Source organism: Dactylosporangium salmoneum (genome assembly GCF_039532525.1).
GTDB lineage: Bacteria > Actinomycetota > Actinomycetes > Mycobacteriales > Micromonosporaceae > Dactylosporangium > Dactylosporangium salmoneum.
This window is the reverse complement of the sequence record NZ_BAAARV010000096.1, coordinates 169,262-187,631: the sequence shown is the minus strand read 5'-3', so window position 1 is coordinate 187,631 and position 18,370 is coordinate 169,262. Positions and strand designations below refer to the sequence as shown.

Annotated in this window: 15 protein-coding genes; 4 read left to right on the top strand and 11 right to left on the bottom strand. The window is 73.2% G+C overall.

Annotated features, from left to right (window positions below; all coding sequences use genetic code 11):
• Positions 1–51: 51 nt before the first annotated feature.
• Positions 52–1,251: a DNA polymerase IV gene (gene dinB / locus ABD352_RS47940; RefSeq protein ID WP_344619312.1), complete on the top strand. Its 1,200-nt coding sequence runs from the start codon at positions 52–54 to the stop codon at positions 1,249–1,251.
• A 563-nt stretch (positions 1,252–1,814) separates the two neighbouring features.
• Here dinB and ABD352_RS47935 read toward each other — a convergent pair.
• Both ABD352_RS47935 and ABD352_RS47930 read right to left on the bottom strand, forming a co-directional pair.
• On the bottom strand, positions 1,815–3,254 hold the full coding sequence (locus ABD352_RS47935) for an ATP-binding protein (protein WP_344619311.1): 1,440 nt from the start codon (positions 3,252–3,254) through the stop codon (positions 1,815–1,817).
• The gene (locus ABD352_RS47930; protein WP_344619310.1) at positions 3,251–4,912 is read right to left on the bottom strand and encodes an NAD(P)/FAD-dependent oxidoreductase; all 1,662 of its coding nucleotides are present in this window, start codon (positions 4,910–4,912) and stop codon (positions 3,251–3,253) included. Before ABD352_RS47930 ends, ABD352_RS47935 begins: the two co-directional genes overlap by 4 nt.
• A 59-nt stretch (positions 4,913–4,971) precedes the next feature.
• On the opposite strand from ABD352_RS47930, the gene ABD352_RS47925 reads away from it, so the two are divergent.
• Positions 4,972–5,265: a UBP-type zinc finger domain-containing protein gene (locus ABD352_RS47925; RefSeq protein ID WP_344619309.1), complete on the top strand. Its 294-nt coding sequence runs from the start codon at positions 4,972–4,974 to the stop codon at positions 5,263–5,265.
• A gap of 15 nt (positions 5,266–5,280) precedes the next feature.
• Here ABD352_RS47925 and ABD352_RS47920 read toward each other — a convergent pair whose 3' ends face one another.
• Together ABD352_RS47920 and ABD352_RS47915 are read right to left on the bottom strand one after the other, a co-directional pair.
• Positions 5,281–6,153 (bottom strand): NAD(+)/NADH kinase, encoded by an 873-nt coding sequence (locus tag ABD352_RS47920; RefSeq protein WP_344619308.1) that lies wholly within the window; start codon positions 6,151–6,153, stop codon positions 5,281–5,283.
• A 10-nt stretch (positions 6,154–6,163) separates the two neighbouring features.
• Positions 6,164–6,808 carry a YoaK family protein gene (locus ABD352_RS47915; protein WP_344619307.1) on the bottom strand — a complete coding sequence of 215 codons (645 nt, stop codon included), beginning with the start codon at positions 6,806–6,808 and terminating at the stop codon, positions 6,164–6,166.
• Between the two features lie 140 nt (positions 6,809–6,948).
• Between ABD352_RS47915 and ABD352_RS47910 the strand changes: the two genes are divergently transcribed.
• Positions 6,949–7,407 (top strand): ATP-binding protein, encoded by a 459-nt coding sequence (locus ABD352_RS47910; protein ID WP_344619342.1) that lies wholly within the window; start codon positions 6,949–6,951, stop codon positions 7,405–7,407.
• A gap of 3 nt (positions 7,408–7,410) precedes the next feature.
• On the opposite strand, the gene ABD352_RS47905 is transcribed toward ABD352_RS47910, so the two are convergent.
• From ABD352_RS47905 to ABD352_RS47880, 6 genes are all read right to left on the bottom strand, one after another.
• The gene (locus ABD352_RS47905; protein WP_344619306.1) at positions 7,411–8,559 is read right to left on the bottom strand and encodes an MFS transporter; all 1,149 of its coding nucleotides are present in this window, start codon (positions 8,557–8,559) and stop codon (positions 7,411–7,413) included.
• A 42-nt stretch (positions 8,560–8,601) separates the two neighbouring features.
• Complete coding sequence (locus tag ABD352_RS47900; protein WP_344619305.1) at positions 8,602–9,138, bottom strand: dihydrofolate reductase family protein; 537 nt, start codon at positions 9,136–9,138, stop codon at positions 8,602–8,604.
• Positions 9,139–9,252: 114 nt separating this feature from the next.
• Positions 9,253–10,764, bottom strand: coding sequence for an adenosylhomocysteinase (ahcY, locus tag ABD352_RS47895; RefSeq protein ID WP_344619304.1), 1,512 nt, complete (start codon positions 10,762–10,764; stop codon positions 9,253–9,255).
• Positions 10,765–10,913: 149 nt separating this feature from the next.
• Positions 10,914–11,705, bottom strand: a complete 792-nt coding sequence (locus ABD352_RS47890; protein WP_344619303.1) for an SWIM zinc finger family protein — start codon at positions 11,703–11,705, stop codon at positions 10,914–10,916.
• A complete protein-coding gene (locus tag ABD352_RS47885) occupies positions 11,698–15,315 on the bottom strand; it encodes an SNF2-related protein (protein ID WP_344619302.1) in 3,618 nt (1,205 codons plus the stop codon). Before ABD352_RS47885 ends, ABD352_RS47890 begins: the two co-directional genes overlap by 8 nt.
• A gap of 88 nt (positions 15,316–15,403) precedes the next feature.
• Entirely contained in the window at positions 15,404–16,636 is a 1,233-nt protein-coding gene (locus tag ABD352_RS47880) for a ferric iron reductase (protein ID WP_344619301.1), read from the bottom strand.
• A gap of 46 nt (positions 16,637–16,682) precedes the next feature.
• On the opposite strand from ABD352_RS47880, the gene ABD352_RS47875 reads away from it, so the two are divergent.
• Entirely contained in the window at positions 16,683–17,852 is a 1,170-nt protein-coding gene (locus ABD352_RS47875; protein WP_344619300.1) for an alanine racemase, read from the top strand.
• Here the strand turns inward: ABD352_RS47875 and def are convergent.
• Positions 17,809–18,321, bottom strand: coding sequence for a peptide deformylase (def, locus tag ABD352_RS47870; RefSeq protein WP_344619299.1), 513 nt, complete (start codon positions 18,319–18,321; stop codon positions 17,809–17,811). The two genes, ABD352_RS47875 and def, sit on opposite strands and share 44 nt — an antisense overlap.
• Between the last annotated feature and the right edge of the window lie 49 nt (positions 18,322–18,370).

Sequence of the window (18,370 nt, the reverse complement as noted above, 5' to 3'; positions counted from 1 at the left end):
GTCAATGTTCCCTTAAGGTCCGTGCGCCCAGGGGCGCGGCTATGCGAACATATGTTCGTGTCGGACGCGCACATCCTCCACGCTGACCTGGACGCCTTCTACGCGTCCGTGGAGCAGCGCGACGACCCGCGCCTGCGCGGCCGGCCAGTGATCGTCGGCGGGGGTGTGGTCCTGGCGTGCAGCTACGAGGCGAAGCGGCGCGGGGTGCGCACCGCGATGGGCGGGCGGCAGGCCCGGGCGCTATGCCCGGACGCGGTCGTGGTGCCGCCGCGGATGTCGGCGTACTCGGCGGCGTCGAAGGCGGTGTTCGCCATCTTCCGGGACACGACCCCGGTGGTGGAGGGGCTGTCGATCGACGAGGCGTTCCTGGACGTCGGCGGGCTGTACCGCATCGCCGGGGCGCCGATGGACATCGCCGAGCGGCTGCGGCAGCGGGTCCGGGCCGAGGTCGGGCTGGCCATCACGGTCGGCGTGGCGCGCACGAAGTTCCTGGCCAAGGTGGCCAGTGGGGTCGCCAAGCCGGACGGGCTGCTGCTCGTGCCGCCGGACGAGGAGCTGGCGTTCCTGCACCGGCTGCCGGTGGAGCGGCTGTGGGGCGTGGGCAAGGTGACGGCGGCGAAGCTGCACGCGCACCGGGTGTCCACGGTCGGGCAGGTGGCCCGGCTCGGCGAGGCGACGCTGGTGTCGCTGCTGGGCGAGGGGCAGGGCCGGCACCTGCACGCCCTGGCCCACAACCGGGACCCGCGGCCGGTCGTGGTGGGCCGCCGGCGGCGCTCGATCGGCGCGCAGCGGGCCCTGGGCCGTGGCCCGCACCCGCAGGCGTTCGTGGAGGCGGTCCTGGCCGACCTCGTCGACCGGGTGTCGCGGCGGATGCGGGCGGCCGGGCGCACGGGGCGGACCGTGGTGCTGCGGCTGCGTTTCGCGGACTTCGCGCGGGTGACGCGGTCGCACACCCTGGTCCGGCCGACCTCGCACACGCAGACGCTGCTGGATGCGGTACGGCGGCTGCACTCCGCCTCCGTCTCCGACATCGCCAAGCGGGGGCTGACGCTGGTGGGGATCGCGGTGTCGAACCTCGACGACGACGGGTCGCTGCAGCTGGAGCTGCCGTTCGAGGTCACGTCGGGGGCGGAGCTGGACTCGGCGCTGGACAAGGTCCGGGACCGGTTCGGGTCGGCGGCCCTGACGCGCGCGTCGCTGCTGGGCCGTGGCCAGGGCCCGACGGTCCCTCTGCTGCCGGACTCAACCTAGTATCCTAGGACGCCGTACGCGCGGAGCGTCCGATCGCACCGCGCACGCAGGCGGGAAGCTCCGCGTCAAGCCGCAGAACTCTTGCTCTCCGGGTAGGCCAGAGTCGTCCTGCGGCGTAGCACCGAGCTTCGTCAGGCCGCGCGACTTCGTCCGGTTGGCCGCGGAGGTGGAGGCGAGCTCGAGGCGCATCCGGTGCTGCAGTTCGGGGTCCGTGTCGCCCACCCCTGGATGGCCCCCCGCGTGCTCATTCGTACGGATGGGTGCGGACTGCGGTCTTGGCACGGCGGAGCCGGCAGGGAGGCCCCCCAGGGCCGACCGGTTCGCCCAGTCTGGCTCGATGCGGCTTCGCTCTGATCGACCCAGACCAGGCGCTGACGGGAGCAACGGCCCCTGGTTGCGCGGGCCGGAGCCATCCGGCTTTTGGGTCTTATCCTAGCATCCTAGGACGCCTTAGGCAGCGTGCCTGTCGGCACGCCTTCAAAGAAGGGCCGGCGCTTCGCGCCGGACTGCACCAACAAAAGAGCGGCTGCCCGCCGAGGGCCAGCCGCTCTGAGGGTGCAGGGTCAGTGGCGTTCCTGGAGCGGCAGGACGACGGTGAAGCGGGTGTCGCCGGGCTCGGAGGTGACGCGGATGTCGCCGTGGTGCTTCTTGACGACGATGCGGTAGCTGATGTCGAGGCCGAGGCCGGTGCCCTCGCCGACGGGCTTGGTGGTGAAGAAGGGTTCGAAGATGCGGGGGCGTACGTCGGGCGGGATGCCGGTGCCGGTGTCGGCGATCTCGACGGCGAGGCAGTCGCCGGTGGGGTCGAGGCTGGTGGTGATGGTCAGGGTGCCGCTGCCCTGCATGGCGGAGACGGCGTTGTCGATGAGGTTGGTCCAGACCTGGTTGAGCTCGGCGGCGTACGCGGGGATGGTGGGCAGGTCGCGGTCGTAGTTGGTGACGACGCGGATGCCCTGGGGGATCTTGGCGTTGAGCATGATGAGGGTGGCGTCGAGCAGTTCGTGGACGTCGACGATCTGGAAGGGGCCGCGGTCGAGCTGGGAGTACTGCTTGGCGGCGCCGACGAGGCCGGAGATGCGGGCGACGGCGTCTTCGATCTCGCCCATGAGCAGTTCGGTTTCGATGGTGTAGGTGAGCCAGCGGACGGCGGGTTCGAGGTCGAGGTCGCCGATGCAGGCGTTGATGTCTTCGAGCCAGGGGACGTCGACGCCGCCGGCGACGAGGGTGGCGGCGATGTCCCAGGCGCCGCTGACGTTGTGGTCGTCGAGCCAGTCGCCGATGGCGTCCTCGGCGTCGCTGGTTTCCAGGGCGCTGCGTTTGGGGGCGTTGGCGGCCTTTTTGACGGCGGTTTCCTGGAGTTCGACGAGGCCGTGGAGTTGTTCGCCGTTGAGGCGGCCGTCGGCGATGAGGGCGAGCTTGTGGCGCATGCCGGCGATTTTGTCGCGGAGGACGGCGGTGGCGCGGACGGCGGCTGCGGCGGGGTTGTTGAGTTCGTGGGTGAGGCCGGCGGAGAGGGAGCCCAGGGCGAGGAGGCGTTCGCGTTCGGCGACGGCGTTGTTGCTGTTGCGCATGCCGAAGAAGAGGCCTTCGAGCAGGTGCATGGCCATGGGGAACCATTGGCGGATGGTGGGGCCGAATTCGGCGGCGGGGATTTCGTAGACCTCGGCGTCGGTGATGGCGTGCATGGTGTTGAGGTAGAGCTGGGGGACCTGGTCGCCGAGGTAGGCCTGGGTGGCGCCGCCGTAGACGCCTTGTTGGTCGGTGCGGGAGAGTTCGACGTCGTCGCCGCGGATGTTGCGGCTGAGGGAGACGGTGCCGTTGACGAGGACGACGAAGCAGGTGGCGGGTTCGCCTTCGGTGTAGACGGTGTCGCCGGCGGGGTGGGTGACGGCCCAGCCTCGGGTGGCGATCCAGTCGAGCTGGGTGTTGTCGAGGTGTTCGAAGAGGAAGAGCTGGCGCAGTTCGTCGGGGGTGAGGCGGCGGCCGTCGGTGTTGGTGGTCATTGGCCCTCCAGGAGGTACCGGTGGACGAGGGAGACGGCCATGGCGCCTTCGCCGACGGCGGAGGCGACGCGTTTGACGGAGTCGGCGCGTACGTCGCCGGCGGCGAAGACGCCGGGGACGTTGGATTCGAGGTGGTAGGGGTCGCGGGGGAGGTGCCAGCCGGGGGGTGGTTCGTCGCCGGTGAGGAGGTCGGGGCCGGTGAGGACGAAGCCGCGGGGGTCGCGGGCGACGGTGCCGTCGAGCCAGTCGGTGCGGGGTTCGGCGCCGATGAAGATGAAGAGCCAGGTGGCGGGGACGGTTCGGCTGGGGCCGCCGTCGACGGGGCGTAGTTCGAGGTGTTCGAGGTGTTCTTCGCCGTGGGCGGCGGCGATTTCGGTGCAGGGGTGGATGGTGATGGTGGGGACGGCGGCGATCTGGTCGATGAGGTATTGGGACATGGAGGCGTTGAGGTTGGGGGCGCGGATGACGAGGTGGACGTTGCGGGCGTAGCGGGAGAAGAACATGGCGGCTTGGCCGGCGCTGTTGGCGCCGCCGACGATGTAGACGTCCTGGTCGGTGCAGCTGGGGGCTTCGGTGGCGGCGCTGCCGTAGTAGACGCCGCGGCCGTGGAGGTGTTCGAGGCCGGGGGCGGTGAGGCGGCGGTAGGAGACGCCGGTGGCGAGGATGACGGCGTGGGAGGCGATGGTGGTGCCGTCTTCGAAGTGCAGGATGCGGGTGTTGCCTTGGATGTCGAGGCGGGTGGCGCGGCAGGCGGTGAGGAGTTCGGCGCCGAATTTGATGGCTTGGCGGCGGGCGCGGTCGGTGAGTTGGGCGCCGGATACGCCGTCGGGGAAGCCGAGGTAGTTTTCGATGCGGCTGGATTGGCCGGCTTGGCCGCCGGTGGCGCGTTGTTCGAGCAGGACGGTGCGGAGTCCTTCGCTGGCGCCGTAGACGGCGGCGCCGAGGCCGGCGGGGCCACCGCCGACGACGACGAGGTCGTAGAAGTCGGTGGTGGGGGTGGTGGTGAGGCCGACGTGGGTGGCGAGTTCGGCTTCGGTGGGGTTGATGAGGGGTTTGCCTTCGGTGGTGACGACGAGGGGGACGTCGTTGGGGGTGAGGCCGGCGGCGGTGAGGAGGCGTTGGCCTTCGGCGTCGTCGGTGGTGTACCACCGGTAGGAGATCATGTTGCGGGCGAGGAAGTCGCGGACGGCGAAGCTGGGGGCGGACCAGCGGTGGCCGACGATTTTGACGTCGGCGCTGGGGCGGTCGGGTGCGGCTTTCCAGGCTTCGAGCATGGCGTCGATGACGGGGTAGAGCTTTTCTTCTGGTGGGTGCCAGGGTTTGAGGAGGTAGTGGTCGAGGTCGACGATGTTGATGGCTTGTATGGCGGCGTCGGTGTCGGCGTAGGCGGTGAGCAGGACGCGGCGGGCGCGGGGGAAGAGGTCCATGGCGGCTTCGAGGAATTGCAGGCCGTTCATGGCGGGCATGCGGTAGTCGGCGAGGAGGACGGCGACTTGTTCGCCGCGGAGTTTGAGTTCTTTGAGGGTGTCGAGGGCTTCCTGGCCGGAGTCGGCGCGGACGATTCGGTAGTCCTCGCCGTATTGTCTGCGCAGGTCGCGGGCGACGGCGCGGGAGACGGCGGGGTCGTCGTCGACGGTCAAGATCGCTGGCTTGGCCATGGGGTCAATCCAACCACGCGTTCGGGCGGTCGACGACTGCGGTTGGTGGGTACGGTGGTGTGGTGAGTAACGCGTGTGCGCATCTTGATGCGATCGGTGCGGTGGAGCCGTCGGCGGATGGTTGTGAGGACTGTCTGGCGGTGGGCGGGCAGTGGGTGCACCTGCGGTTGTGCCTGACGTGTGGGCATGTGGGGTGTTGTGATTCGTCGCCGGCGAAGCATGCGACGGCGCATTTCCACGGTGCGGGGCATCCGTTGGTGCAGTCGTTCGAGCCCGGTGAGGACTGGGTGTGGTGTTACGAGGATGAGGCGTTGTTGCGGGTGCCGGGGTTGCCCGAGCATTCGCATTCGTAGTGCGGTTGCGCCGCCTCAGAGTGGGAGTTCGACTTCGAGGCTGCCGTTGACCTGGAGTTTGCGGCGGGCGCGTTCGTAGAAGGTGGTGTAGCCGAGGCGGACGACTTTGGCTGCGGCGGGTGCGGCGGAGACGGTGAGGGTGTCGCCGGGGCGGAGTTCGCCGAGGACTTCGCCGTCGACTTCGACGACGAGTGGGCCGCTGCTGGGCAGGAGTTCGAGGTCGAGGTCTTCGTTGGGTGACAGGACGAGGGCGCGGTTGAAGGCGGAGTGGGCGGCGGCGGGGACGACGAGGATGCCTTCGACGGTGGGGGAGACGATGGGGCCGCCGGCGGAGAAGCTGTAGGCGGTGGATCCGGTGCTGGTGGCGACGATGAGGGCGTCGGCGGAGTAGCGGACGAACGGGTAGCCCTGCATGGAGATGGCGATGGCGGCGAGGCCGTGTCCGGGGGTGCGGACGAGGGCGATGTCGTTGAAGGCGGTGACGTCGGTGCCGTCGGGGAGCTGGGTGCGCACGGCCATGCGGGGTTCGACGGTGAAGCGGTGTGCGTCGATGGCGGTGAGGGCTTCGGGGAGTTCCTCGACGCTGACTTCGGCGAGGAAGCCGAGGCGGCCGAGGTTGACGCCGAGGACTGGGGTGGGTTTGCCGGCGAGGAGTCGCATGCTGCGCAGCATGGTGCCGTCGCCGCCGAGGCTGACGACGAGGTTGGCGCGGCCGACGAGTTCGTCGGCGTCGACGGCGACGGCGGTGCAGTCGATGCGGCCGACTTCGTCGGGGAGGCCGAGGACGGTGGCTTGGCGGGCGCGGGCCCAGTCGATGATGGCGTCGATGGCCGGTTTGGAGTCGCGGCGCGGGTGGAGGACCAGCCCGACGGTGTGCACCATCCCCATGGTGGTGATGTTACGGGGTGTAGGCGGCGTGGCGTTGGGGGGCGGGTTCTGGTGTGCGGGGTGGTCGTGGGGGTGTGGCGTGGATGACGCTGGCGGTGGCGAGGAGCGCGACGGCGGGGAGTGGTCCTAGCCAGGGTGCGTGGTCGAGGAGGAGTGCGGCGGCGCCGGCGCCGGTGGGGATGGCGATGAGGGTTGGTGCGTCGGTGGTGAGGCGGGCGCGGCCTTGGGCGAGGCGGGTGAGGGTGCCGGTGAGGTAGGTGGTGGGTTGGTCGGTGTCGTGCTGGGCGGCGGCTTGGAGGGCGACGGCGATGGTGGCGAGGGTGAGGAGGGGGAGTTGGACGAGGCCGTGGGGGTCGTGGTGGGTGATGGCCCAGCCGCCGGCGAGGGTGCAGAGGGCGGCGGTCGCGGCGACGAGGCAGCGGCCTGGGGGTAGGCGGCGGGCGGCCCAGACGGTGGTGGTGTAGACGGTGGTGGCGAGGGCGGCGCGGATGGCGGGGTCGGCGAGGTGGTGGGGGTCGGTGGCGGCGGCGACGCCGATGAGGACGAGGTTGCCGGTGACGACGCTGGCGAAGATCCCGCCGAGGTAGAGCAGGGCGAGGCCGTCGATGTAGCCGGCGGCGAGGGCCAGGGCGAGGATCCAGCTGGTGCGGCGCACGGGTGTCGGTTGCCCGTTTGTCGGCGTCCGACCCTCACCCACCTGGGGTGGGGATCGTGGTGTGCGGGTAGGTTCGCTGGATCGGGTGGTTGCGGGCTTGTCCGGATGGGTGGTGACGGTTGTCGATCGCGTTGCGTCTGGTGCTGCATTTGCCGCGTGATGCGGCGACGGTGCCGTTGGTGCGCCGCCTGCTGGATCAGGCTTTGCGGACGTTGGGTGTGGCGGATGGGTGCCGCGACGACGTGGGTTTGATCTTGACGGAGGCGTGCGCGAATGTCATCGAGCACGCCCTGGAGATCGACGACTACGAGATCGTGATCGAGGTGTCGGGGGAGCGGTGCGTCCTGCACGTGGTCAACGCGGGGTCGCTGGTCGACGCGTCGCTGCTGGCCCCGGTGTCCCCGGCGCCGGCCGGGCCCGCCGCCGACGCGGAGATGCCGGGCGAGCCGGTGCTGGATGAGCACGGCCGCGGGTTGCACATCATCCGGTCGCTGGCCGACGAGCTGTACCTGACGCCGTCGTTGACGGGTGGGCTGCTGCTGCAGGCGGTGATCTCGCTGCGGTGGACCGCCGACGCCGAGGTGTGGCAGCGGCACTGACCGTCAGCGCCGCGCGATGCCGGTGGTGGTGTCGAGCAGCAGCGCGGCTGCCGCGCCGGCGACGGCCACGGCGATCGCCGCGTGCGCGGTGGTGTGTTCGACGGCGGTGCCGGCGACGGCGGCGCCGAGGGCGCTGCCTGCCATCGTGGCGGTACTGGTCCAGGTCCGGGCCTCCGTGCGGGTCCCTGGTGGCGCGGCCTGTTCGGTGATGTCGTAGGACTGGGCGTTGAGCGGCGCGACGGGCAGCCCGGCCACGGCGAAGAGCACGGCCTGCCAGGCGGGGCCGGCGGGCAGCAGCAGCGGCAGGAGCCCGGCGCACATGACGCCGGTGAGTGCCGCCGGCGGCAGCCGGGGTGCGGCGCTGCCGGCGAGGCTGCCGAGGGCCGACGCGCCGAGCAGGACACCGGCGTATCCGGGTCGGGCCTGGGCGGCGGCGAACCCGGCGGCGGCGACCTGCAGCGCCCCGAGGGTGACGCCGAGGGCGGTGCGGGACGCGACGAGGGTGCGGATGGTGGGTGAGCGCAGCGCGCCGAGCAGGTCCCGGCGCGGCCGCGCCGTGCCGGCGGGTGGTGGTGCCGCGGCGTGGCGGGCGGGTGGGAGCAGCGCGAACACGGTGGTGGCCGCGGCGGTGGTGACGGCGGCGAGGGCGAGGCCGAGGGCGGGGCGGCCGAGAGCCGCGAGGAGGCCGGCGACGAGCGGGCCGGCGATGAAGCCGATCTCGAGGAGGGCGCTTTCGAGGCGGTACGAGGCGCGGCGCTGCTCGTCGGTGTCGAGGATGGCGGCCCAGATGCCGCGCATCCAGGCGGCGACCGGTGGGCGGGCCCCGCCGGCGAGCGCGGCGAGGTCCTCGGCCGCGGCGAGGGGTGCGTGCGGGAGCCCGGCGACGGCCAGCAGCGCGGCGGCGTGGACGGCCGCGGCGGTGAGCAGGACGCGGGTGGCGCCGAGGCGGTCGACGAGCCGGCCGGTGACGGGGGCGCCGCAGGCGGTGCCGGCGGCGTAGGCGCCGGCGATGATGCCGGCGGCGGTGAGGGAGCCGCGGCCGGCCTGGGCGTGCAGGACCAGGGCGAGCGCGACGGCGCCGCCGGCGAGCCGTACGAGGAGGTTCGCGGCGGCGAGCCCGGCCGCGTACGGCTTACGCAAGATCGTCAGCACCCGGGGAGTTGTACGCCGGGTGCGGGGTGGCCGGCGAGTGGATTACCGGCTGGTGATCCGCATCCAGATGTTGACGGCGTGCGGGGTGTGGCTGACGTGCAGCTGCTGCATGCCGATGGTGCCGGGTTCGGCGAACAGGGGGGTGCCGCCGCCGAGCAGGACGGGGGCGACGCAGACGAGGATCTCGTCGACCTCGCCGGCGTGCAGGCATTGGCGGGCGATGTCGGCGCCGAGGATGTTGACGTAGCCGTCGCCGGCGGCGGCCCGGGCTTCACGCAGGGCGGTGGGCACGTCGGGGACGAAGGTGATGCCGTCGCCGGAGGGGCGGGGGTGGTGGGTGACGACGAACTGGGGGCCGTCCCAGCCGCCGCCGAAGGGCTTCCCGGCCCGGTCGGTGCCCTTGTGGGGGTCGTCGCCGCCGAAGGTGCGGTTGCCGACGACGAGCGCGCCGATGCGGGGGATGAGCTCGTCGACGAGCGGGTTGGGGCCCAGGTGCGGGGTGAGCCAGCCCATGTCGCCGCCGGGGCCGGCGATGTAGCCGTCCAGGGACATGGTGGCCGAGTACAGGATGGTCGCCATCGGTGTTCGCCCTTTCGTCGCGATGCGTTGTCAGGTGCTGTGACGAGCGGGGCGCCGCCGATTCATCGGCCGGGTCCCGGCCGGCCCAGGGGCGGGCCGGCCGGGAAGCGACGGTCAGTACCGGTAGTGGTCGGGTTTGTAGGGGCCGGCGACGTCGACGCCGATGTACTCGGCCTGCTCCTTGGTCAGTTCGGTGAGGCGGACGCCGAGGGCGTCGAGGTGCAGGGCGGCGACCTTCTCGTCGAGGTGTTTCGGCAGCCGGTACACCTGGCGGGTGTACGCGTCGGGCTTCGTGTACAGCTCGATCTGGGCGATCGTCTGGTTGGTGAACGAGTTCGACATGACGAAGCTCGGGTGGCCGGTGGCGTTGCCGAGGTTGAGCAGGCGGCCTTCGGACAGCACGATGATGGACCGGCCGCCGGGGAACGTCCACGCGTGGACCTGGGGTTTGATCTCGGTTTTGGTGATCCCGGGGGTGCGGGCCAGGCCGGCCATGTCGATCTCGTTGTCGAAGTGGCCGACGTTGCCGACGATCGCGTTGTGCTTGAGCCGGGCGAGCTGGGCGGCGGTGATGATGCCCTTGTTGCCGGTGGCGGTGATGACCACGTCGGCGGTGTCGACGACGTCGTCGAGACGGACGACGGGCAGGCCGTGCATGGCGGCCTGCAGGGCGCAGATCGGGTCGATCTCGGTGACGACGACGCGGGCGCCCATGCCGCGCAGGGCCTCCGCGGCGCCCTTGCCGACGTCGCCGTAGCCGCAGACGACGGCGAGTTTCCCGGCGAGCATGACGTCGGTGGCCCGGTTCAGGCCGTCGAGGAGAGAGTGGCGGATACCGTACGTGTTGTCGAACTTCGACTTCGTGACGGAGTCGTTGACGTTGATGGCCGGGAACAGCAGCTCACCGGCGTCGGCGAGCTTGTACAGCCGCTTCACGCCGTTGGTGGTCTCCTCGGTGACGCCGCGGACGCCGGCGGCGATGCGGGTGAACCGCTGCGGGTCGCGCCGCAGGCTGGCCGCCAGGGTTTCCAGGATGATGGTGTACTCCGGGTCGTCGCCGGGTGCGGGCTGCGGCACCCGGCCGGCGGTTTCGAACTCGGCGCCCTTGTGGATGAGCAGGGTGGCGTCGCCGCCGTCGTCGACGATCATGTTCGGGCCGAGGGTCTGCCCGTCGGGGCCGGGGAACTGCAGCAGCCGGTCGGTGCACCACCAGTACTCCTGCAGCGTCTCGCCTTTCCAGGCGAACACCGGGGTGCCCTGCGGCTGCTCGGGGGTGCCGGTGGGGCCGGCGACGACCGCGGCGGCGGCCTCGTCCTGGGTGGAGAAGATGTTGCACGACACCCAGCGGACCTGCGCGCCGAGCGCGACGAGGGTCTCGATGAGCACGGCGGTCTGCACGGTCATGTGGAGGCTGCCGGCGATGCGGGCGCCGCGCAGCGGCTGGGCGGCGGCGTACTCGCGGCGGGTGGCCATGAGGCCGGGCATCTCGTGCTCGGCGAGGCGGATCTGGGTGCGGCCGGCCGCGGCCAGGGACAGGTCGGCGACGGCGAACTCGATGCCGTTGCGCGTCTGCAGGTAGGGGTGGGTGGCGGCGGTGTGCTGCGCCGGCGTCAGGTTTTGGGACATACCTGTGGTCACCTCCCGGTGACAGGAGGCGCCCTTGGGTCAAGGGAGGTCAGTGATCGGCCGAGCGTGGCGGACCGCCCGAAACCGGGGTCCGTCGCAGCGCCTCTCGGCCCTGACCGCGGCCGCTGTGAGCGCCGCTCGGTCCGACGTTACCGGCGGGGGTGGCGGCCCGGCAACCCCGGGTCACGGTCGGTGAAGGTGCGGTAGGCGCCGCGGAGCAGGTCGGTGACGTCGAACCGGCCGGCGGTGAGGGGCAGCTGGTCGAGCTGGTCGAGGATGGCGTCGCCGCGGTGGACGGAGCCGGGGACCGACGGCGGCGGTGGGCTGGTGCGGGGGCCGGCGGTCCAGAACGTGCCGGCGCCCGGGTCGTCGTGTCCGGGGTCTGCTCGGGCCGCCGGGTGCTGGTGGCGGGCGATGTGGCCCAGCGCGGAGACGCGGTGGGCGCGCAGCGCCTCGAGGAGTTCGTCGCGGCCGCGGCCGCGCCAGGCGAGGACGGCGAACGGGTCGGCGTCGAACTCCTCCGCCAGGACGTAGCAGGCGGCGGTCAGGTGCCGGCACGGCTTCTGCCAGCCGGGGCAGGAGCAGTCCAGGACGATGTCGGACAGGTTCTGCGGCAGCAGTGACAGCCCGAACCCGGCGAGGATCGTGTCGAGGTCGTCGGGCAGGTGCCCGGCGAGGAGCTTCGCGGCGTGGATCGCCTCCCCGGCCAGGGCCCGTTCGATGCGCGCCCAGTCGGCGGCGGTGAACGCCTTCACCCCGATCCGGGCCCGGTACGTGTCGCCGTCGTCGTCGACGACCAGCGCCGTCACGATACTGGTGGAGATGGTGACGGAACGTACCTGCCCGGCGCGGGCGTAGCGGCGGCCCTGCGAAAACGTCGTACCCATCCGCAACGATTCGAGCATGACGATGAACTGGTTCGCCCAGCTGCGCTCAGGCATCCGCGACCGCCTCCGGCGACAGGGTGACGAGGTCGAGCAGGTCGTCGGTGGACAGGCCGGTGAGCCAGCCCTCGCCGGAGCCGACCGCGACCCCGGACAGGGCCCGCTTCGACGCCATGATGTGCTCGACCCGCTCCTCGATCGTGCCGATGCACACGAACGTGTGGACCTGCACGTCGCGGCGCTGCCCGATGCGGAACGCCCGGTCGGTGGCCTGCGCCTCCGCGGCCGGGTTCCACCACCGGTCGACGTGCACGACGTGGTTCGCGGCGGTCAGGTTCAGCCCGGTGCCGCCCGCCTTCAGCGACACCAGCAGCACCCCCGGCCCGGCCCCGCCCTGGAACCGGTCCACCATCCGGTCCCGGGCGCCCTTCGGGGTGCCGCCGTGGAGGAACTCGACGCCGGTGCCGAGCCGCTGCGCCAGGTGCGGGACGAGCAGATGCCCGAACCGGGCGAACTGGGTGAACACCAGCGCCCGGTCGCCGGCGGCGAGGGCCGCGGCGAGGATCTCCTCCAGGCGGGTGAGCTTGCCGGAGCGGCCCGGCAGCGGCGTGCCGTCGCCCATCAGGTGCGCCGGGTGGTTGCACACCTGCTTGAGTTTCGTCATCGCCGACAGGACCAGGCCCTTGCGCTGCGGGCCGGCCCGGCCCTCCCGCAGCTTCACGAACAGTTCGTCGACGACGGCCTTGTAGAGCGTCGCCTGTTCCAGGGTGAGGTTGCAGTACTGGCGGCGTTCGAACTTCTCCGGCAGGTCGGCGATCACCGCCCGGTCCGTCTTCACCCGCCGCAGCAGGAACGGCCGGGTGACGCGGCGCAGCCGGGCCGCGGCCTGCTCGTCGCCCCACCGTTCGACGGGCACCGAGTAGCGGGCCCGGAAGATCGACGCCTCGCCGAGCAGGCCCGGGTTGAGGAAGTCGGCGATCGACCACAGCTCGGTGAGCCGGTTCTCGACCGGGGTGCCGGTCAGCGCCACCCGGTGCCGGGCCGGCAGCCGTCGCACCGCCCGGGCCGTGACCCCGGCCGCGTTCTTCACGTGCTGGGCCTCGTCGAGCACGACCCGGTCCCACGAGACCGCGGCGAGGGTGTCGGCGTCGCGGGTCGCGACCTGGTAGGTGGTGAGGACCAGGTCCACTCCGGCCAGCCCCGCCGGGTCGGTGCTGCCGTCGCGGCCCGCCCGGGCCGAGCCGTGATGCACGGCGACGGTCAGGCCCGGCGTGAACCGGGCGATCTCCCGCCGCCAGTTGCCCAGCACCGACAGCGGGCACACGATCAGCGTCGGCGGCCGCGGCCCCTGCTCCCGCAGCCGCGCCTCCAACGCCAGGACCTGGATCGTCTTGCCCAGGCCCATGTCGTCGGCGAGCAGCGCACCCACCCCGAGGTGGTCGAGGAACGCCAGCCACGACAGGCCCCGCCGCTGGTAGGGGCGCAGCGTCGCGGTGAGCGACGCCGGCTGCTCCAGCAGCTCCAGGCGTTCCACGGCCCGGCCGGTGAGCAGGTCGGCGAGCCAGCCGGAGCCGTCGACGCCGGTGACCGGCAGCGGCAGGTCCCCGTCCGGGATGAGCCGGGTCAGGCGCATCGCCTCACCCGCGGTCATCTCACCCCCGCCGCCGCGGGCCAGGAACGACAGCCCCGCCGCGAGCCGCTCCGGGTCCAGGTGCACCCAGCGGCCCCGCAGCCTGACCAGCGGCACCTTCGCCCGGGCCAGCTCGGCCAGGTCGGCCTCGGAGAGGAACTCGTCGCCGATCGCCAGCCCCCACCGGTAGGCGACGATCGCGGCCCGGTTCGCGGTCGTGTCCCGCAGCACCGGCGCCGCCGGCTGGCGGGTCCGGACCGTCAGCGTCAGCCCCAGGTCCTGCCGCCGCTGCCACTGCGCCGGCAGCAGCACCCCGAACCCGGCGTCGTGCAGCAGCGTGGCGTGCTGCAGGAACCGGAACGCCCCGGCCGTGTCCAGCCGCAGCGACTCCGGCCGCGGCACCCACAGCGCCTCGTCGAGCTCCGGCCACAGCCGGCTCGCCCGGCCCAGGTCGGCGAGCAGCACCTCCTGCGGATAGTCCACCCACCGAAACAGCGGCGTCGCCGCGTCCCGCCATACGTCGGCGGCGGGGACGAGCAGGCCCGGCTCGCCGGCCGGCTGCAGCAGGAACTCCACCAGCCAGTAGCCGCCCTCGCCCGCGCCGGCCCGGCCGCCCGCGACCCCCCGGCCGGCGCCGGCCCCGGCCTCCGCCCGGTCCGGGATGTCGCCGGCCCTGTGGCCGCGGGTGGCGGCCGAGGCCCGCCCGGCGGTGGGGCTCGTCGCGGTGGGGCCCGGCGCCCGGTGGGTGTCCGCTGTCCGGGCCGCCACGCCGCTGCCAGCCATGCGGCCCGCGTGTGGGCTCGGCCCGGTCGCGGGCGCACCGGCCGCGGCGTGGGCATCGGCCGAGGTCGGGGCGCTGTCCGCGGCATCGGCGCTGTCCGTGGTCCGGGAGCTGTCGTCCGCGCTGCGGAGGGTTTCCGTGGCGGTCGGGAGGTCTCCGGCTGCGGCTCGGTCGCTGGCGGTGGGCGGCAGGGGCGCGGCGGCCGGGGAGGTGTCCCCGGCCGGGGTGTCGTCCTCGGGGGCGTCGTCCTCGGGGTCCTCGACGTAGGTGAGGCGGAAGCAGGTGCGGACCGGGGCGGGACGGCCGCTGCCGGCCCAGCGTTCGAGCACCTCCCGCAGCCGGTCGACCTCCGGGCCCTCGCCGATCAGGGCCGACGCCGCCGGGGTGGGGTCGTCCTGCCCGGCGGGTCGCCGCAGGCCGGGCTGCGCCGGGAGCGGGGCTTCGGCGGGTGCCGTGCGCAGGTGCGGGTCGGCGGACGTGAGGGCGTGGAGCCAGGCGCGGACGACGGTGTCGTGGCGGACGTGGCCGTCAGCGAGCAGGGGGTGGTGGCGCAGGCGGGCGCGGACCAGCAGGTCGACGGTCGTGTCCAGGGCCGCCTCGGGGGCCTCGGCGGGCGGGCGGTGGGTGGCGGCGGCGGCGAAGACGCCGGGCATGGTCCGGCGGAGGGTGTCGTACGTGGCGGCGTCGGCGCCCCACAGGACCGGGCGCCACCGGGCCGTCGCCGCCGGGCCGGCGATCGGCGCCGAACCCGGGTCGGCGCGCGATCCGGGAAGGGGCAGGGCCGGCACGACCCGGCCGCGGTCGACGAGGCTCGTGGCGAACGTGGCCAGGTCGGCGAGGTACCCGATGGAGGAGCCCGGGCGGGTGTCGGTGGCCGCGGCGAGGAGGGCCTCGACGTCGGCCGCCGGGGACAGCACGACGATCGGGACGGTCCAGCGGGCCTGGTGCCGGGTGGCCAGCGGCCGGGTGCCGCGGCCCGCCGGGAGGTGCTCGGTGAGCTCCGGTGACGCCGCCGGGCGGGCCGGGGTGGACGGCAGGAGCAGGTCGGCGGTCGAGACGTCGCCCGGCAGGGGCGGGAGCACGGCGAACGGGTGCCGGGACGGCGGTTCGCCGGCGGCTGGGCGGGCGGCGGTTCGCGCCGGGGCCGGGTGCTCGGCCGCGCGGGTGTGGGAGGGGTGCAGGATCGGCGCGTCGGTGGTCTCGGCCCAGCAGGCGAGCCGTCCGTCCGGGGTCACCAGGCCGTGCACGACGATCACCGTCCGACCCTACTGGGTGCGGCCGGGTGGTGCCGTGCCGCCGCACCGCGGTCCCGGCGCCGCCGGGTGGCGGGTGCCGCGTGGCGGGTCAGCGCCAGGACGGGGGTTCGCCGGTGTCGACGAGCTTCCAGTCGCCGTTGTCGTAGAGGACGTTGTCGTAGTAGAAGACGGTGTCGGGCAGCAGGGCCGGGGTGGTGAAGGCGGCCCGGGCGGCGTCGTGCAGGACTGCCTCCGGGATGCCCCACGTGGTGCGGGCGAGGGCGGCGATGTACGACAGGGCGTGGTGGCCCATGAAGCTGTCGTACGTGAGGCTGAACACCTCGTCGGCGGCGAGGGGGACGTCGCGGGGGATGACGTTCGCCGGTGGGAGGCCGCCGGGCAGGCCGCGGGCCGCGCGCAGGGCGCTGTCGACGTAGATCGCACAGTCCCGGTACAACACCTTTGTCCGTTTTGCCCGGCTGTCGAAGGCGAACAGGGTGTTCTGGCCGTGGGTTTCCAGGGGGCAGCCGGTCGCGGCGGCGGTGGCGCACCACATGCGGACCATCGGGGCCACGACGCGGGTGGCGACGAACGTCGCCGGGTCCTCGCCGAAGGCGTCGACGAGCTGCTCGAGCAGCGGCGGGTCGGCGGGGGCGTGCAGGTCCCGGCCGTACAGGGCGAACAGCGGGACCGTCCACGCCGGGGCGGCCACGGCGGGGCGGGCGGCGCGGATGAGGAAACCCCAGGCGTCCTGGTCGTCGGCGAACCCGTCGTCGAGGGTCGGGTGCGGGCCGAACCAGCCGCCGCCGACCTCCGGCAGGACCGGGGTGCCGGCCTGCAGCAGCTCGTCGGAGACCCACAGCTGCAGCTCGATCACCGGGCGGCGCAGGCGGCGGGTGAACCGGGACAGGCGGCGCGGGTAGTGCAGCTTCACGAAGTGCGGCTCGACCGGGCGGCCGCCGATCGCGGTGACGAAGACCGTGCGGGCGTTCGCCGACGGCACGACCGTCAGCGACGGGCCCCGGGCGAGGCGGGCGAGGACACCGGCGCCGGCGAGGTCGGGGGCGTCGAGGGCGTTCGGGTGCACGGGCAGCAGGAAACCGTCGCCGCCGGTGTACAGCGCCGGCAGCGGCGAGGGGTGCCCGGCCGTGCGGAACACGCCGGCGGACGGCGGGACCCGGAACGTCGGGACCTCGAACGTCGCCGCGCCCCGCTGCGGGTGGTACGCGTCGGCGATGTCCAGGTCCGCGGCGTAGGGGCTGTACGTGCGGGTCCCGACGCCGAGATACCGTTCCGCGTACTGCCACAACGCGATCGGGTCGCGGGCGTCGATGAGGCGCATCGCGGGAAGCCTACTGTGCGTACCGGCCTGCCACGAACGGAGTGCGGTGTCAGCTGGCCCACGTGTCGCCCGGGCGGTCCTCGCCGCCGCGCGGCCCGCCTACGTGTACGACCTGCCGACGGTCCGTGACCGGGTGGCGGCGTTGCGCGCGGCGCTGCCGACGGGGACCACGATCGTGTACGCGATGAAGGCGAACGGTCACCCGGCGGTGGTGCAGGCGGCGGCCCGGGCGGGCGACGGCGTCGAGGTCGCGTCCGGGGGAGAGCTGGCCGCGGCCGGGCGGCACCAGCTGACGATCTTCAGCGGGCCGGCGAAGACCGACGACGACCTGCGCGCCGCCGTCGCCGGCAACGCCGTCGTCAACGTGGAGAGCCTGCACGAGCTGCGCCGCCTGGGCGCGGTCGCCGGGCCGGCGCGGATCTGCCTGCGGGTCAACCGCGGCCACGCGGCGCTGCCGGGCACGCACCGGATGACCGGGACGGCGACCCAGTTCGGGATGCCGGAGACCGACCTCGCCGCCGCCGCCGGGATCGCCGGGCGGGACGGGCATCAGCTGCTCGGGTTCCACCTGCACGCCGTGTCGAACAACCTCGACGCCGCCGCGCACGCCGCGTACATCCGCGGCTGCGTCGCGTGGGCCCGCCCCGCCGCGGCCGCGCTCGGCATCCGCCGGCCGTGGGTGAACGTCGGCGGCGGCTTCGGCGTCGACGTCACCGGCGGGGCCGAGTTCGACCTGGCCACGCTGCACCGGCAGCTGCGCGATCCGGCCCTCGGTGATGATCACGAGCTGGTCGTCGAGCCGGGACGGTTCGTCGCCGCGCCGGCCGGCTGGTACGCGGCCGAGGTCGTCGACGTCAAACGCAGCCACGGCACCTGGTTCGTGGTGATCCGCGGGGGCACGCACCACTTCCGGCTGCCGGCGTCGTGGGGGTACAGCCACCCGTTCACGGTGCTGCCGGTGCAGGGGTGGCCGTACGACTTCGAACGCCCGGAAATCGTGGACGACCGGGTGACGGTCGCGGGGGAGCAGTGCAACCCCCGCGACGTGCTGGCCCGCGACGCCCACGTGACCCGAGTGCGGGCCGGGGACGTGCTGCTGTTCGCCAACACCGGCGCCTACGGGTGGGAGGTCGCCCACCACGACTTCCTGCGCCTGGCACATCCCAGTTTCATCACGACCGACGTGGCGGCTGACCCGGCCGGAACTGGGACCTGACGGCCCGCAGCGCCTGCCGGCGGGTGTCGCCGGTGAGCGTGTCCACGTACAGCACGCCGTCGAGATGGTCGGTCTCGTGCTGCAACGCCCGGGCGAGCAGGCCCGAACCGGTCACCGTGAGCGGCTCGCCGTGCTCGTCGAACCCGGTCGCGGTCACCGTCATCGCCCGGGGCGTCGGGAACGCCAGGCCCGGGATCGACAGGCAGCCCTCGTCGCCGTCCTGGACCCCGGAACGGGCCGTGATCTGCGGATTCACCAGGTGCCCGAGCTGCCCGCCGGCGGCGAAGACGAAGACCCGCAGGCCCACGCCGATCTGCGGGGCGGCGACCCCGGCCCGGCCGGGCTCGCCGGTCAGGGTGTCGAGCAGGTCCCGGACCAGGGACCGCAGGGTGGCATCGAAGGAGGTCACCGGCAGGGCGGGAGTGCGCAGGACCGGGTCGCCGAGCAGGCGGATGGGGTGCAGTGTCACGGGAGCCCAGGGTACGTCCGGGGCGGCGTGAACCCCACTTGACGAGGGC